At 57.0% G+C, this 15,439-nt stretch carries 15 protein-coding genes; 9 read left to right on the plus strand and 6 right to left on the minus strand.

All coding sequences use genetic code 11. The features are described from left to right. Positions 1-168 precede the first annotated feature (168 nt). The 3 genes from JNB88_RS18160 to JNB88_RS18170 all read right to left on the minus strand — a co-directional run bounded on the left by JNB88_RS18160 (position 169) and on the right by JNB88_RS18170 (position 3,170). On the minus strand, positions 169-408 hold the full coding sequence (locus JNB88_RS18160) for a DUF2934 domain-containing protein (protein ID WP_220356651.1): 240 nt from the start codon (positions 406-408) through the stop codon (positions 169-171). Between the two features lie 212 nt (positions 409-620). Further along, positions 621-1,766, minus strand: a complete 1,146-nt coding sequence (locus JNB88_RS18165; RefSeq protein ID WP_220356803.1) for an MFS transporter — start codon at positions 1,764-1,766, stop codon at positions 621-623. Positions 1,767-2,924: 1,158 nt separating this feature from the next. Then, positions 2,925-3,170: a hypothetical protein gene (locus JNB88_RS18170; protein ID WP_220356652.1), complete on the minus strand. Its 246-nt coding sequence runs from the start codon at positions 3,168-3,170 to the stop codon at positions 2,925-2,927. Positions 3,171-3,447: 277 nt separating this feature from the next. On the opposite strand from JNB88_RS18170, the gene JNB88_RS18175 reads away from it, so the two are divergent. After that, positions 3,448-3,627 (plus strand): hypothetical protein, encoded by a 180-nt coding sequence (locus tag JNB88_RS18175; RefSeq protein WP_220356653.1) that lies wholly within the window; start codon positions 3,448-3,450, stop codon positions 3,625-3,627. Between the two features lie 153 nt (positions 3,628-3,780). Here JNB88_RS18175 and JNB88_RS18180 read toward each other — a convergent pair whose 3' ends face one another. Then, positions 3,781-4,431, minus strand: a complete 651-nt coding sequence (locus tag JNB88_RS18180) for a hypothetical protein (RefSeq protein ID WP_220356654.1) — start codon at positions 4,429-4,431, stop codon at positions 3,781-3,783. A 523-nt stretch (positions 4,432-4,954) separates the two neighbouring features. Here JNB88_RS18180 and JNB88_RS33685 point away from each other — a divergent pair. The 3 genes from JNB88_RS33685 to JNB88_RS18195 all read left to right on the plus strand — a co-directional run bounded on the left by JNB88_RS33685 (position 4,955) and on the right by JNB88_RS18195 (position 8,934). Continuing rightward, on the plus strand, positions 4,955-5,197 hold the full coding sequence (locus tag JNB88_RS33685; RefSeq protein ID WP_223217242.1) for a hypothetical protein: 243 nt from the start codon (positions 4,955-4,957) through the stop codon (positions 5,195-5,197). A gap of 581 nt (positions 5,198-5,778) precedes the next feature. Continuing rightward, positions 5,779-6,972 (plus strand): HlyD family secretion protein, encoded by a 1,194-nt coding sequence (locus JNB88_RS18190; protein WP_220356655.1) that lies wholly within the window; start codon positions 5,779-5,781, stop codon positions 6,970-6,972. A 3-nt stretch (positions 6,973-6,975) separates the two neighbouring features. Then, complete coding sequence (locus JNB88_RS18195) at positions 6,976-8,934, plus strand: glycosyltransferase (RefSeq protein WP_220356656.1); 1,959 nt, start codon at positions 6,976-6,978, stop codon at positions 8,932-8,934. Here JNB88_RS18195 and JNB88_RS18200 read toward each other — a convergent pair. Beyond that, the gene (locus tag JNB88_RS18200) at positions 8,927-10,018 is read right to left on the minus strand and encodes a cache domain-containing protein (protein WP_220356657.1); all 1,092 of its coding nucleotides are present in this window, start codon (positions 10,016-10,018) and stop codon (positions 8,927-8,929) included. The genes JNB88_RS18195 and JNB88_RS18200 overlap by 8 nt on opposite strands. Before the next feature lie 345 nt (positions 10,019-10,363). On the opposite strand from JNB88_RS18200, the gene JNB88_RS18205 reads away from it, so the two are divergent. The 4 genes from JNB88_RS18205 to JNB88_RS18220 all read left to right on the plus strand — a co-directional run bounded on the left by JNB88_RS18205 (position 10,364) and on the right by JNB88_RS18220 (position 12,718). Continuing rightward, positions 10,364-10,549: a hypothetical protein gene (locus JNB88_RS18205; RefSeq protein WP_220356658.1), complete on the plus strand. Its 186-nt coding sequence runs from the start codon at positions 10,364-10,366 to the stop codon at positions 10,547-10,549. A 12-nt stretch (positions 10,550-10,561) separates the two neighbouring features. After that, positions 10,562-10,927, plus strand: coding sequence for a hypothetical protein (locus tag JNB88_RS18210; protein ID WP_220356659.1), 366 nt, complete (start codon positions 10,562-10,564; stop codon positions 10,925-10,927). 406 nt (positions 10,928-11,333) lie between these two features. Next, positions 11,334-11,915, plus strand: coding sequence for a TetR/AcrR family transcriptional regulator (locus JNB88_RS18215; RefSeq protein WP_220356660.1), 582 nt, complete (start codon positions 11,334-11,336; stop codon positions 11,913-11,915). A 71-nt stretch (positions 11,916-11,986) separates the two neighbouring features. Continuing rightward, positions 11,987-12,718, plus strand: coding sequence for an SDR family NAD(P)-dependent oxidoreductase (locus tag JNB88_RS18220; RefSeq protein WP_220356661.1), 732 nt, complete (start codon positions 11,987-11,989; stop codon positions 12,716-12,718). 673 nt (positions 12,719-13,391) lie between these two features. Here the strand turns inward: JNB88_RS18220 and JNB88_RS18225 are convergent. Next, on the minus strand, positions 13,392-13,628 hold the full coding sequence (locus tag JNB88_RS18225; RefSeq protein WP_220356662.1) for a hypothetical protein: 237 nt from the start codon (positions 13,626-13,628) through the stop codon (positions 13,392-13,394). An 858-nt stretch (positions 13,629-14,486) separates the two neighbouring features. Here JNB88_RS18225 and JNB88_RS18230 point away from each other — a divergent pair. Next, complete coding sequence (locus JNB88_RS18230; protein ID WP_220356663.1) at positions 14,487-15,362, plus strand: alpha/beta fold hydrolase; 876 nt, start codon at positions 14,487-14,489, stop codon at positions 15,360-15,362. Positions 15,363-15,439: the final 77 nt, after the last annotated feature.

The raw sequence follows: 15,439 nt of genomic DNA on the forward strand, positions 1-15,439 counted from the left end.
AAGCGCTGACCATCAGATTCGTAGGCTCGTCCGGTTCGGTATCGAGTAAGGCTTCATCGCCCGGGACACGGTCGGGATCTCTAGGTGGCGTTTCGATCGGCAGCGTGGGAAGTGGGACGATTGGCTCGTCAGGAAATGACATGGCTAACTCCTTCTCAATCGCACAACTTAGTCGGGCGCGACCGTCGACGGTGGCCGCACGTCCGGTCCAGGTGCCTTTCTGCGGCGCTTCCCGTTGAATTCGTCTGAAGCATTCTGGTTTGCCTCGGTGACCTCGTCGGCTTGACGTCCGGTCTCGGCATGCGGCTCTTCCGCACGCCGCCAATGGTCCTCGTGCTTGCCGTCGGGGCGCCCTTCATCCTCCCAGATCCGGTAGGCTCGCTCGCGTCTTTCTTGGTCAGTGTCCATTCTCGCTCCTCCGTATAGCCGGGAGATAAACCAGGCCAGAGCGCCTCTGTTCCACGCTGCCAGATGACACTTCGGTGAATACCGCTCGATCGCACCTTGGCCAAGGATTGCGCGGCCGCCGCGAGCCCCAGAGCGCCGAGCGAGCGCGTCGGTGACTATGTTTTCCTCGTGTTCGCGGCCGACGGGGATCCGCAATGATCTACAGAGATATCTCAGCTGGCCGTTCCCCGATCCGAGGGCAGCGCTGTCGTAACGAGCAATGCCGCGACCACGAGTGGGATCACGATGCCATAGGACATGCGGATCCCAAGGTGCTCGGCTATGAAGCCAAGGACCGGTGGACCTGCAAAAAACACCAGGAAAGTTGTCTGGCCGAGTGACGCAACGTTGACCGACGCGGCGCGATCGGTTCGTTGCGCGGCCGCCGATATCGCCAAAGGATAGACTGATGAGCAGCCGATCCCGGTCAAGCAAAAGCCAATAAGGGCGAAATAGGGATGAGGCGCCGTTGCCACGGTGACGAGCCCTGCCACAGTCACGGTCAGAAGTGCGCGTGCGACCTGGCGAGGGCTAAACCGGTCGACGAGCGGATCCATGGAGAGCCGCCCGATAGCAATCGCAAGCGAGAACAACGTGACGCCGAGTCCGGCGGCGAAGGGCTCGGCCGCGAAGACGTCTCGCATATAGATAGTTGACCAATCGACGCTAGCGCCCTCCGCTAGAAGCGGTGCGCCGCCTATGAGGCAGAGCGGCAGAAGACCAAATCTCGGAAACGCAAATGCCGAAGCGCCACCGGACTGGGCGCGATGTCTCGGTGGAGCGGGTACAATGCCCCAGAACACGATTGATCCACTGATTACGACAGCGAAGAGCACCAGCGCGGAATGAAGTTCGAGCGGCACTCCAACCTGCCGCATCCAGGCAGCGATCAGCGCTGTCAGAAAAAATCCGACGCTCCACATGCCGTGGGCACGGCTCATGATGCGATACCCGAGCAATGCCTCCCGCCTATCCGTCTCAAGATTGGCGTTGACTTCGAAAGCGCCGGTCAACACACCGCCGGCGAAAAATAGAGGCACAGCGGCGAGGGCCGATGGCATCCATGGGATCAATGCGAAAAACGAGGCCGCACCGAAAACCGTGATAAAGGCCGTCGAGCGCACACCTAGCCGCTCGATGAGGCCGATCGAAAAGGTGAGACCGCAGAGAACGCCAGTCGATAACACCGCAAGCAACAGCCCAAGTTCGGCTTTGGTGAGAGAGAATTTCAGCTGGATATCTGGCAGACGAGCGACCAGCGCGCCGAGCGAGAAAGCGACGGCGAACTGAATGAAGAATATGCGATGGTGTTGTTTCATCTCGTCGGTCAACCACTGTCCTGGAAATCAATTCGGGTTAGAATGTCCGAGCGGTCGAATAAGTTCATCGACAGCGCGGAAGAGGCTGGCCGTTGATCATTGACGTCAGTTTGCGAGCTGGGCACCGTTTGCCTGGTAGCGAATTGCGATATGGCGACCTTCTTTTGACCAGTGAGGATATACCACGACCGAAAGACGACGCCTGACTGCAGTCATTCCGTGTAACGACCTTGCTGCATCGGAGGCGTTTTATGGCCCCAGGGATTTCGCAGCGATCCGGACGGCGTCGACTATGGCGACTACATCATTTTAACCAATGAAGCTGGCGCGGATATTCACTTGACGAAGGCGGCAGAGGATTGGCTGGTGCCGGGAACGAGCCCCTTCGGGATCTATTTCTATACTGATGATGTCGAGGAAATCGCCTAGCGGCTTGAAGCAAATGGAAACTTTTGCAGGACCGCTGAAGCAACCATGGCACAGTTCGCGGTCTCGGATCCGGACGAACATCTGGTTCGCGTGGCCGCGCTATTGGCTGACCGACAACGGCCAGCATGCTCCTCGGAACGGCGTTGCTCCGATATCCTTGTCTCTATGGAGCCGCCACCCAGCGTTTGCAAACGGCCGTCTCCGTCGTGCGATAGGTCCGGAACCCAAAATACCTGGGCCGCCAGGTTCGACGATCCGATGAACGAAGATGTGAGGACATCAAGGAGGATTGAACTCCGCGCAAGCGGCCTTCAACCAGCCAAGGAACGGCAAGAGGCGTCCGATAACATGACGAAGGTCGCTCGCTGGGCGAGGTGGGGCTTGCTCCCGAAGGCGAGGAAAAGCTCCGAGACGGCCGGAGGAAGAGGGACCCGTGCAGCCTCCACCGAGTGAGTAGGTGGCCCAAAGCTTCTCCTCGGAAGCCAAACTGACAATGCTGTCAATTGTTCCAGCCCTAGGTCGCGCCGGCTAAGAGCGCCCCAAAACTAGATCTCGCTTTGCAATGTCAGACGACCACCTATTCCGCCGGACCGTAGCAGCACCGCGCCACTGGGAACAGCCCGCTGAATTCCAGTTAAGAGGACCGCTATCCTTCACGCCACGCCGGGCGGGTGCAAGCTGACTACAAGGCCGCTGAGATTTTCGTCCCTTCTGCAAATATGCAAAGAATTAGTGCGCACGCTTCTTACTTTCATACCTGTTAAGAATGTCAGCGATGGTGACCGCTTCCTCGCGGGAGAGATCATCCAGAAGCAGCCCTTCCAACTCGAAAGGGCGCGCCAGAAAAATGTCGATGACCGCGAAGCGATCGGGAAAGGCAACGCTGTCCCGAACTTGAAAACGGACTTGTGAACGAACATCCACCATCTCCGGATTATCCCACGTACGCGGTAATGCCGCCATGACTTCGATCAAGATCGCGACCCGCCTGAGAGGCTCGTGGCGATATCGGAAACAATGGAAGAATGGACGTTCTTCCAACAAACATCGCGAGCCACGCCAAGAGTACGAAAGCCGCTCGCCCGCCATCCCAAGCTAAAGGATGGCTCGCGATTGTACATCGGACCGAAGTCTAGTCCTCCGCGAGACGAAGGTCGCGTCTCGTTACCCACGTAGTACATCAGACTGAAGTCTGACTGTCAGAAGCCCACTTCCTCGCACATGTTACCATTGATGATTGGGAGGAAGGCCAATGCCACGCGGCAACGACGATGGTAACATCGACCGGCGGCCGAAAGGTCGCAGCTTTGGTCGCCGTACCGTCTGGAGTTTCATCATTATTTCAGTGCTGCTCCTGGTCGTAGGCGCCTACGGTCTCACGACCATGTTGAACGCGGTCTTTGTAGCGCCGGAAAGCACTAATCAGAATTGATCAACTCAATCGCCGGTGAATGGAAACTAGGGAGTCTCGAGTTTACTCGGCTGTAGCAGATTAATGACGGATAGAGATCGCATGGCTATCCGCCGCAAATCAGTTCGTCGTGCCCCTGCTCGGTGACCTCGTCTCGCCCTGCGGTGACCGTTTTTACTCGTCAGGCGTTATCGGCTGGGGCCGTTTCAGGGAAGCGCGGATTTGATCGATTTTCCCCTCTTCCTCGCCAACCCCCAGGATGGTCTTGGCCCGATCGAGAACAACGGGGCTGACTTCGCCGCTCCTGGTAGCTGATGCCAGCGCATCCTCCAGAGCCTCATCGCCGAGAATTGGATCATGGACAGAGGGCTCCGTTCCGTTATCCAGCTCGTATTGCGCATAAGCCATAGCATAGGCTGCGACCGCCGCCATGCGGGGATCGGATGTATGCATGTAGGCCCGATAGTTTCGGTTGAGCGAGTTGAGACCCGCGAGCTGTGCCGAGGTAGTTTTCTCGCGCGTGGCAACTGTCGACTTGTTGCCCTTTGTGGATTGCGCCTTGCTTCCGGCATCACTCGACTTTCCCTTGAGCCCACCCTGCGATTTCCCATTGCCCGGCTGACGAGATCCATCGGCTTTGCTATTGCTGTTGCCGCCGCCGTGGTTGCCGCTATTGCCTTGGCCACCACCATTCCCGCCGCCGTTGCCGCCCCCATTGCCTCCGCTCTTAGCCAAGGCGCTTATATCGAAACCGGCGGTCCCAATTGGGCCAGCGGCGGCAGCGACGGAAAATGCCGCGATAGATGCCAGGGTTAAAATACGCATTGCTTCCTCCAAATTGCATTGTTGTGCTTCGATGCTATCGAAGATAGAGGAAGGCGACCGAGAAAAGCATCGGGCCGAAGTCTGAAATGGACAGGACTTAGGTCGTACCTCAATCACATGGGTTCACTTATCACGCTGAGGTCGGCGATCTTACTTTCGGCCGATGTTACGGCGTATGGCTCTTCTCCATGCGCGATTCAGCCAAATAGCGACAAAGAAATGGTGCCGACGATGCAATAGAGGCTAACATGCTAAGCGTAGCCAACGAGAACAGTGAGCTTATCCGTTTGAGGGTGCCTGCCACAGCCAAGGCTAAGCTCGTGCAAACTGCAGCGCTTCGGAATTCCGATCCGACGAACCTCGGCAAGCAGTCCGCGTGCGAGAAGCAGAGGCTGTGATTGAAGCGTCTCCGAGACGATCAAGGTGTCAAAGCGCGATCATCTTCACATTCTTGAGCTTCTGGAAATCCTCCCAAACCCACCGCCAAGCTGCGCGCGGCGATTGCCGGTTTGCCTGACAGCCTATGACCTTCCATGCTTGGCATGAGGAACCGATCGCAAAGTCTCAAGATCGCGCAGCCTTCGACTACGGCGACGGTCAGATGAACGACTTCCTGGTCCGCTTTGCCCGTCAGAGCCATGAGCAAAATGCCTCCAAGACCTTACTGTCGACGACGCAGTGCCGGACCGCATTCTGGGGTTCTATCGATCGCGCTTCAGCAGTCGAGCAAGCACCTGTGTCCCATACGCGGTCCTACCCGCCATGATGTGCCGGGCTTCACGCTTGCGCGACTGGATACCGCGCGGTTGCTGGGCAGGGGCTGGGAGGCAGCTCCTAGCCGCCGCAGCACTCCGCTGCCTGCGACTTGCAGGAGAGAGCGGGGACTTCCACTAATAATTGACGCTAAAGACGAGCGCCGCGCCGACTTTCTGGCCCTGTTTTGCCGCCGAATGAGTGTCGAATGGCTTGACGGCGCAAAGCAGCGACGCCACCACTTGGCAAAATCTCCTCCTCGACGCACCACGTGCCGCGCATCATCGACGCATTCAGCCATCAGGCTTCTTATCCTGCCTAGCCTTTCTCGCCTTTACTGATCAACCGGCAGACGCGCGGTTACCGGAAAGACCGCTGCAATGGCGCGACCACGTCATCGTTGACATCCGGCTCGTCAACACGAGTCCTGCGGCCGCAACCAGATATCTCGAATACCCGTGGAAGTAATGTTCCAAGCCTCCCAGGGCAATTTTATTCGAAAATAACTCGCTAAGGTAGTGATAACTTGGTTGGCCGGCCTATATCAACGCTCGTCAGCTAGCTGTGGACGCGTACGAACTCAACGGAGCGAGCATGCGAATTTTGAAGTTGGTGATAGGAATAATTGTTGTTCTCGTGGCAGGTTACGTGGTCGTGGGTGAACAATTGAGCGGGGCAAGCGCTGACGCACTTATCAATGCGCGTTTGACGACGTTGCGATCGCCAATATCAGGACAATTGTCCCTACAGAACCGGCCCCTTGGAGCACAGGTCAAGCGCAACGAGCAGATCGGCCGGGTCGACGACAATTTAGTCGACAACGTTCGCGTGAGCGACCTGGAAAGGGAAACGTCTCAGGGAGAGGCCGAAGGCGCACGGCTCACGCTCGATTTGGTATCCGTTCGCTCGGCAATTGATCTTTTGCGACAGCGCTCGAAAAACTACTCGGTCGATCGGGTGCGACAACTCGAAGCCGAGGTCACAGCCTCAAAATCACTTGGCGACGCCGCTCAGGCGAAATTGAACTCGGCCACCCTGGAACTCGAAAGAAGCACGACGCTTGCGAACAGGGGGATAGAGACGGGCACATCGTATCAGCGCGCCCAGTCTCTTGTGGAGGTCTCACGTTTGGAATTGGCTAACGCGCGCTCGGAGACCGCCGCCACCACGGTCAGCCTGGAAGCTGCTCGCCGCGGCATCTTCCTTGGAGATGGATATAATGATGCCCCATATTCGGAACAGCGAATTGCTGAGCTGGAACTTCGAGAAGCCGAGCTTAACAGCCAGCTCAAGGCCCAGGACCAGCGGGTCGCTGCTCTGAACGCGCGACTATCGGTGGAGCGTCTTAGAGTGAATAAACTTGGATCTGCCAGTCTGCAGTCAAACGTCAACGGCCTTCTATGGGACGTGCTGGCTGCAGACGGCGAAACGCTTCAACGCGGACAAGACGTGCTTCGCCTTGTCGACTGCGACTCAACGATCGTAACGTTGTCGGTTTCTGAGAGCGTCTACAACCGGCTGGTAGTGGGCGGATCGGCGCAATTCCGCCTAAACGGTCGAAGCGAGGTGATGCCCGGCACGATAACGAGGCTCGCCGGGGCTGGGGCGGAGACGGTCTACAAGAACCTTGCAATCGCTCCGAGCCAGCGACATCTCGAACGATATGACGTCACGATAACCGTACCCGCCCTTCAGGATGACGCTAAATTAAGATGTCTGGTCGGACGAACCGGACGGGTATTTTTCGAGCGTCGCCCGCTCGACTGGTTCCGCTCTTTCCTGGACTAGCTCATGTTTTATCTGAGCGAACTGCAGGGAAGTATTGCCCAATTGGCTCTGGTTATCGGGGTGGCGCTTGCCTTGCCAAGTTTCCTGTCGCCCAATCGCACTCTCGACAGGACGATCCTTTTCGGTGTCGGAATTTTACTCTCGCTCAGATATCTCTGGTGGAGGGTGACTGAGACCGTAGCGCCATTCGGTTTGACGGCAGATTGCTTTTTTAGCTGGTCATTTTTGGCCCTTGAAGCAGCCTCGCTACTGTCATCGATCAGCGCCTTTACGATCATGATGCGCAAGACTGATCGGTCGCTCGAGGTAGAGCGTTTCAAGAGTTGGTGGGGCAACAGTCCCCCACCCAGGGTGGCCATCCTGATCGCGACCTACAACGAAGATCGATCGGTATTGGAGCGGACAATCGTGGGTGCCAAGGCGGTCGATCATTCGAACTTCGAGGTCCTGGTCCTCGATGACGGGAGGCGGGACTGGCTGCAGGAGTTTTGTGCGCGTCGGTCCGTAAGATATGTGAGGCGGCCGGACAACAAAGGGTCAAAAGCAGGGAATATCAATCATGCTTTAAACCTTCTTGCTCTGGATGAGCAGCCGCCGGATTTCATAGCGGTACTCGACGCGGACTTTGTGCCGCACGTTAACTTCATCAGTCGAACGTTGGCTCTGTTTCATGAGGCGGACGTTGGCCTGGTCCAGACGCCGCAGCATTTCTTCAACGCAGACCCAATACAGCACAATCTCGGACTGAGCCGATCATACCCGGACGAACAGCGCTTTTTCTTCGATCACCTTCAACCGAGCCGAGACGGATGGGGAATCGCGTTTTGCTGCGGGACATCCTCCGTCATTCGGTTTGCCGGCGTTCAGGCCATCGGTGGGTTCCCCACGGATAGCATCACCGAGGATTTCATGCTGACGCTCGCGCTCCAGGAAAAAGGCTTTCGAACGGTTTACCTCAATGAGGCGCTTACTGAAGGCCTGGCACCTGAAGGACTTAAGGAATACGTAACACAACGAGCGCGGTGGTGCCTTGGCCTTATGCAAATTGCACGCGGCCGCCTTGGACCTTTGTCGCGCAACGGTCTCCGCCTGCGGGACCGTTGGAGCGTGGCGGACTCTGTCCTGTTTTGGCTCACCAGCTTCTCGTTCCGGCTTGCGTCTTTCGTGTTTCCACTTTTCTACTGGTTCTTCAATGTGACCGTGGTCGATGCGTCCGTTTCAGAGGTTATCCGATACTTCGGCGTCTACTTTGTTTGGATCCTATTCGTTCTCAACTTCATCTCGAGCGGTCTCGTCGTGCCAATCGTGAACGACGTAAGCCAACTAATCGGAGCGATCCCCATCACCAGGGCCGCCATCACGGGCCTCCTCAAGCCCCACGGCCATCCGTTCAGTGTTACCGCCAAGGGCGGTGACCGGACAAAGGTCATCGTGCAGTGGCAAATAATGCGCCCGTTTCTAATCATCCTCGGGCTGACCGTTTTGGGTATTTTGCTCGGGATATTCTCGGACCGATTTGCCTTCAACGACGCTGGAGACGGCAAGGTAATCATCCTCTTTTGGACCCTCTACAACCTGTTTTCCCTCCTGGTGACCTTAGTCGTGTGCGTGGAGCTGCCGAGGGCGGAGAAACATTTCGCTGACCGCCCCGAACGTTGCGTCCTTTCGGCCCAGGGGACGAGCCGTCGAATTTGGCTCACCGACCTAACTCAGGAAACGGCTCGTGTAAGAGGTGCGAATTTGGCGGTAGGGACTGCCGTCTCGGTGTCCGTAAGGCAGATAGGAGAGATCAAAGCCTACGTGATCCAGAGCACGACCGACGGAGGAATTTTGTCCCTCGAATTGGACGAAGCCCAACATGACGCGTTGCTGCGGCGGCTCTATTCAGAGGGAGACGTCCCCAGCGTCACGCGCACCCGCGCGTCCGCGCTCATCCGAGACGCGATCGCCCGGTTTACCTGAGGTCGTGGGATTTGGCGTTACCTGCCTGAAGTTTCGCGATCGCGGCCCCGATCATGCTCAGCTCGCGTGTTCGATGGGACTCGAAAGGGTATGTATCTTCTCCATCGGCAATCCGTCGAGCGTTGTCAGCCAACAGTCCGAATGGTCTGATAAAGACCACGAGGAACACAGTCGTCAATAGCAGCAGTAGCAGGCCAAATAGTCCGAGGCTCCACATAAGGTTGGTCGAAAATTGCCGGTTTGGCTCTGCAAGCTTGCTCGAGTCAATCCTCGCAATCATGCTCCAACCGAAACGCGGCAAGTCCCGGTAGCCAAGCTCAGGAAGTACCGCGGTGAAGTATGATCGGCCGTCGGGCCAGGTTTCGAGATTGACCCCTGCAGCACCAGTTCGTGCTGTCCTAAAGCTCGCCAAATCTGGAGAGTGGTATTGACCGCCGTCGGTCGCAATTACTGCATCCCCGTTAACGTTCACCAGGAAGAGGTCGACATCGAGCGCAGCCGCTGTCTCCTTGAGGACGCGCGCGGCCCAGTCGTAGTTAAGATGATAACCGAGCACGCCCGCCACCGTGCCGTCGGCTCCTTTGATAGGTGACGCGAGATCGAGAAACCTCGGCGGTTCTTCCCCTCGATATGGCAAAAGCGATGCAAGCAAGACCGCTTCGTGAACGTCACCTGCGAAGTCGCCCTGCAATCCTTGTTGGAACCAGGGCCGGGACGCCACGCTTTTTCCGACGAGCAGTCCATTCGACGCTGTTCTGACGATGCCGTCGTTACCGGCGTACCCAGCCCACGAGATCGTATCTCCGGAACCAACGGAGAGATCGAGCGCCTGGGTGAGGGGCCCGGGGTCAGCGGAATTGACTTTTCCCGCTATTGCCTGAAGTCCTTCCCATTCTCGAAAAAGCGCTGAGGAGAACCCGATCTGAGCCCCGCGCAGACGGGTTTGAACCGCCACCGACAGGGCATTCTCCTGATAGGCAGCAACACGGTCGTTGAGCGTGATGTATCCGAGTCCACCCGCCAAAACCGCGCTCAGCCCGACGAAGCTAGCAGTCACGAAAACAAGTGATGGCGACCGAGGCATGCTCAACCTTTCCGTGCTCAAAATGGGTAAAAAGACATGGAAAACGTCCAAATACGTTAGAACTCGCCTCAAGGTTGCCGAAAGGCGACAACTTTGTCAATGCCCCCAGTCCGATTGATCAGGTCCCGCAATCATTTGCTGTTGCGGCGGTTCGAGCGAAAAGCATTTGCATGCTACGCACTAAGAACCGGGATCATAGTCAAAAGGGGTCGAGAGCCTTATCCTCGCCGCGCTTCACCGCGTGCGCCCCTGCGGATGACCAGAGGTTCGTTTCCTACCTCACAGGGACCCCGAAACCATTTGAATCGATGCGCGTTTCCTCCTCCACAACGAAGGAGATGTCTGATGTCAAAACGTGAACTCATCGATACCGGGTCCGACAAGCGCTATGTCCGCCGAGATGGCAAGGGGCAATTCAGCGAGAGTGTCGACGTCAGCCGTTCGCTGGCAGCTGACAAGCGCCACAAGGCGAAGGGTGATGCGAAGCCCGGCGAGGGTGACCGTGGCGATCATAAATCGAAGAAGCACTGAGGAGAGGCGTCCATGACGGGTATCCGGTCAAAAGGAATTCGGCGGGGAGAACTCGCTTCACATCTTGCAGATTTGGAGGACGAACATTCTGTCGAGGATGTCGAGACCACCGAAAAGCGCGATCTCGAGGCGGTTCAGCGCGAGGTCGCGTATCTCCGCCGAGAGGTTGCAGCGCTGCGTGAGCAGCTTTCGCTCATCCGCGCCGGGAACGAAAGTTCAGCGGCAGCGAAAGCTGACGCGCATCCTTGGTTGCGTATTGCCGCGACAACCGCAGTCACATTCGTGCTCGGCAAGCTCGTACAGCGACTACGACTGGGTTCGGCGGGCGCGGCAGCAGTGCCTATGATCACCGCGCAGCTGGATCGCAGCCTTTGGTAGCCACAACGGCCAAACGGCGCTTCTTAGCCTCTTAACAGCTAAGTCAAACTTGGGCCAAGTGTCGGGGAAATCTGCTTCCCGACGCCGTGATCCGCGTCTTGCTTTCGCATCTCCCTATTTGCAGACATGGAAGCGCAAATGGATTTCCGGCCTGGCGATTGAGGTATTAGCGCCCATTATCCATTGACTCCCGATCTGCTCCTTCAGAAACTTCAAGCTGATGCACACCCACGACACCTTCGTCAGGACCTTCACATTGACACGCTGACGGTTAAGGCAAACTTGCACGAGGTGCTCGAATGTCGAGCCGGTGGCCATGGGCGTGTGATCGCCGACGGCAAGCACGATTGTAGTCATTGCCGAAATAATTATTGACTGATCTATCCAGAACGGATATGTGCTTAATATGGCAAGACCACGGGAATTCGACCGCGACACGGCATTGGATAAGGCATTAAGAGTCTTCTGGGCGAAGGGATTTGCCGCGACCTCCACCGACGATTTACGTGAAGCAATGGGGATTGGAAGACAGAGCCTCTATGGTGCGTTCGGGGATAAGAGGACGCTTTACCTGGAAGCGCTGGATACTTACCAACAGCGGACAAACAGAGGGCACATAACGAGGCTGAGCAGGCCATCATCGCCTCTGCAGGGAATTGAAGATCTGCTTACAGGCCTTGTATCAGATGACGATGCCGAGCGGGCGCTGGGATGCATGGGCGTCGGATCCGTGGGCGAGTTCGGGGTGACCGATCCGGATCTCAATGCGCGACGCAGCGCAGCAAGCGCGGCACTGGTGCGGCGCATCGCAGAGAGGGTCTTGGAAGGTCAGCGATCGGGAGAGCTTGCTCCGCATCTCGACCCTGATGAAAGTGCGGCGTTTATCCAGATGACGATGACCGGACTACAAGTGGCCGCACGTGGCGGCGCAAAAGCTGCCGATCTCAGGGCTATGGCGCGCTTCGCAACGGAACGCCTCAGGTCGTAACCGGCCTCCCCAAACAGGAGGCTTTTCATTTGACTAATTATGGACAGATCCGTCAATAAAAGGAGATTCTCATGACGATCCAAGAACGCAAAACGGCACTCGTATTCGGAGGTGCGCGTGGTATCGGCGCCGCGGCCGTCCGGAGACTTGCCAAGGACGGCTACGACGTCGCGTTCACCTATGTATCCAGACCAGACAGCGCAAAGTCCCTCATGACCGAAATCGAAGAGGGAGGTCGGCGGGCCGTGTCGATTCAGGCTGACAGCGCAGATGCCGAGGCCATTCGTGCTGCGGTGGCCAAGACGGTCGATGCCTTTGGCCTGATCGACGCAATCGTGGTCAATGCGGGCATCTTGCGGCTCAACACTGTGGAAGCGGTCAGATTGGAAGAACTCGATCTTATGATCGACGTCAACATTCGCGGCGTGTTCCTTTCCATCCAGTCCGCAGTTCCGCATATGAAGGATGGCGGCCGCGTGATCACCATAGGCTCCAACACGGCGGAAAGGACCGGCATGGCTGGAACGAGCGTCTACCAGTTTTCCAAGGCGGCCGTGGCGGCAATGGTGAAGGGCCTCGCCCTTGACCTGGCCACTCGGCGCATTACCGTCAACAACATTCAGCCCGGTCCCACGAACACCGACATGAACGCTGGAGCCATCGAGATGTTGTCTGATCGCAGTCCTTTGAAGCGTGTAGCCAACCCCGATGAAATCGCGGGGATGGTTTCCTATCTCGCAGGCCCCGACACGTCCTTCATGACCGGCGCAAGCCTGACAATCGACGGGGGCTGGACGCTCTGAAATCTGAGCGCTGCGCTCGAAAGCCCACAGAGCGACATCCGAAGATCCTCGCGATCCTGGACGTCGCTCCTTCGTCGCTCTGTTGCGACTCGATAAGGGAAATCACACAGGCGTTGTCCATTGGCTCTCGTTCAGGATCCTAAGCGTCCGGATCTGCTCAGCGAGCGCAACAGAGATTTCGCAACAAGTCCCGTCCGGCATCGCCTGCCCCTAGTCCACCACCCAATATGCCGCGGTCCGCCCGAGGGGTTTCCATGTATAGCGGGTGTTTAAGGCTTACCTCAGAAACCACGCCATAAACCTATGATGTCGTTTAACATGTCGGCAGCCGGGGCAGGGATTCGAACCCCGCGTCACAGTTCGAAAGCTGGAAGCAACCTCGGGTTCTCCGAGGATAGGGAGAGCACCTCGCTCCGATTACGCTTACGCCCGGCTACCTTATGAACTACGGAAGTATTTAATTGTTCCCTGCCGTACATCCTCTTTGCCATGGAGATACAACGTCGCGCGCATTAGATTTCATGTCAGCGCAAACCAGGCCCTACAAAACCGCGTCCGGATCGAACTCCTTCCTTTCTATCGAGGACGGTGATGTGCCTGGTCGAAGCCGAGGCTGGCGCGGTAGCCGGAAACGCGAATCACCACGTCCAAGGGCTCATTCAAATGCCGCGTCTTATCGTGTCATAGGATCATGACTTGCAGTTTCCAGCACTTGGTGCACCCACGCTGCTAAATCCGGATCTCGGCATAGAAGCAACTGGAAAGCTTCTTCGTCTAGTTTCCCTTGCCGATAGGCGCTGATTAAATCTCTCTGCTCCTGGTTTAAAGTTCTGGCTTTGGAAAGCCTGCGGCCGACAATGTTTAACTTTGGTGGTGGCGCGTTAGCTTTTTGGAAATCGCTCGACGACATGGTAGTTTCCTCCCAATCAGCGGGACGTCGCAGTGTCGAGACGCAAGGGGGTGAGGGCAGACCCGCGTATCCTGTGTCCGTGCACGGCTATGCTGGGCTAGAACCTGGCCCCTCAAAGCTCCAGCCGGCGCCGGATGCGAATTGAACCTCAAGTGCGTTGGCGACCTGAACTCTACTAGCAGTTTCACCGATCCGACAGCACTGTTAGGCAGTTTTCGAGATCGTCCTCTATACCGCGACAGATTGCATCATACTTGGCGGCACGCTCCTCGTCGGCTACTGCTCGGCACGTGTCTCGAGCCCTAACCGCAACAGCGTAGTTTTCTATTTCATAAGTCCACCAATGCGCGATGGGTGCGTGGCAACGCAAATGCGGACGACGTACTAGCAACGACGCCAAACCATACCGGAATGCGTTAAAGGGTGCCTGTTCCATCGCTTCAGAACCGTTCTAAAGCGAATTATAACCCTGATCGGAAATATCCGATAGAAATTTCTGGCCGAGCATTCGATGCAAAGCACCCGCGGCCCCCGTGAAACATAGACGAAGTGGCGGTGATCAATGGCACAGTTCGCAAAACCTGCTCGCCGAGCTTCGGCCCTCGAAACGGTGACGAGTAACGGGTCCCCGCCCGCAATGAGGTGAGGGCGTTCGTCGTATGAGTGAGCCTGAGGACGCCCGCACATGGGCAAGCACATCCTCGTGTTGCGCTCCAGGGACAGTAAGAGATCTGTGTTGCTGGCTTCGTGGATGAGCCCTCTTCTTGTCGTGTCGATAGGAGCGGATCAATTCGAAACAAGGTGCAACTAGAGCCTTTCGCAACGCGTTGTTCCTAAAACTCTAGGAGGAGCAAGGCAATGGACACACGCATCAGACATCACAGGATCTCAGTCGCTGGTGTCGACACCTTCTATAGGGAGGCAGGTCCGATCGGTGCCCCGGTTATCCTGTTGCCGCACGGATATCCCTGCTCGTCCTACCAATTCAGAAACCTGATGCCACGACTGGCGGACAGATGGCGGCTGATCGCGCCGGACTATCCGGGCTTTGGCTACAGCGAGAGCCCGGAGGACTTCTCCTACACCTTCGACGGCTACGCCGCCTGGCTAAATCTGTTCGTCGAGACCATTGGCCTTGAACGCTTCATCATCTATCTGCATGACTTCGGCTCGCCGATCGGAGCAAGACTTGCCATCATGAAGCCCGAACGGATTGTTGGGCAGATCATCCAGAACGGCGACATTCCATATGAGGACGCGTTGGGACCGAAATACGCCGAGATCGAAAAAACCTGGTCGCTACCCGTTGAGGGAATGCACGCGGAAATGCGCAATGCTGTAACCGAGGCGAACTTTCGCGAAGAATTCCTAAACGATGTTCGCCCGGATCTGAAAGCGCTCATTCCAGCAGATCTCTGGCACTTGCACTGGAGCTTGATGACTGAAAGGAGAAAGGATTTCACCGCAACACTTCTCTCCGACCTGAAGAACAACCGAGCCTGGTTCTCCTTCCATCGCCAATACCTTCGAACCCACAGGCCGCCCACGCTGATCATCTGGGGACCCCAGGACCACTACATGCCTGAAGAGTCCGGGCGAGCTTATCTTCGGGACCTGCCCGACGCCGAATTTCATCTGCTGGATGGCGGCCACTGGCTGTTGGAGACCAACCTTGACGAAGTCGTCCCGCTCGTAAGTGGCTTTCTGGAGCGGCTAGACACTGGTCCTCAATGATAAAAGCTCGGCAAAGAGCCGGCATGGCGGTGTTGGGCCGGTCGCGGTTTGGCAAGCCTTCGTGATGCCTGTCTATC

The sequence above is a fragment of the Rhizobium cauense genome, from assembly GCF_019511525.1.
GTDB lineage: Bacteria > Pseudomonadota > Alphaproteobacteria > Rhizobiales > Rhizobiaceae > Rhizobium > Rhizobium cauense.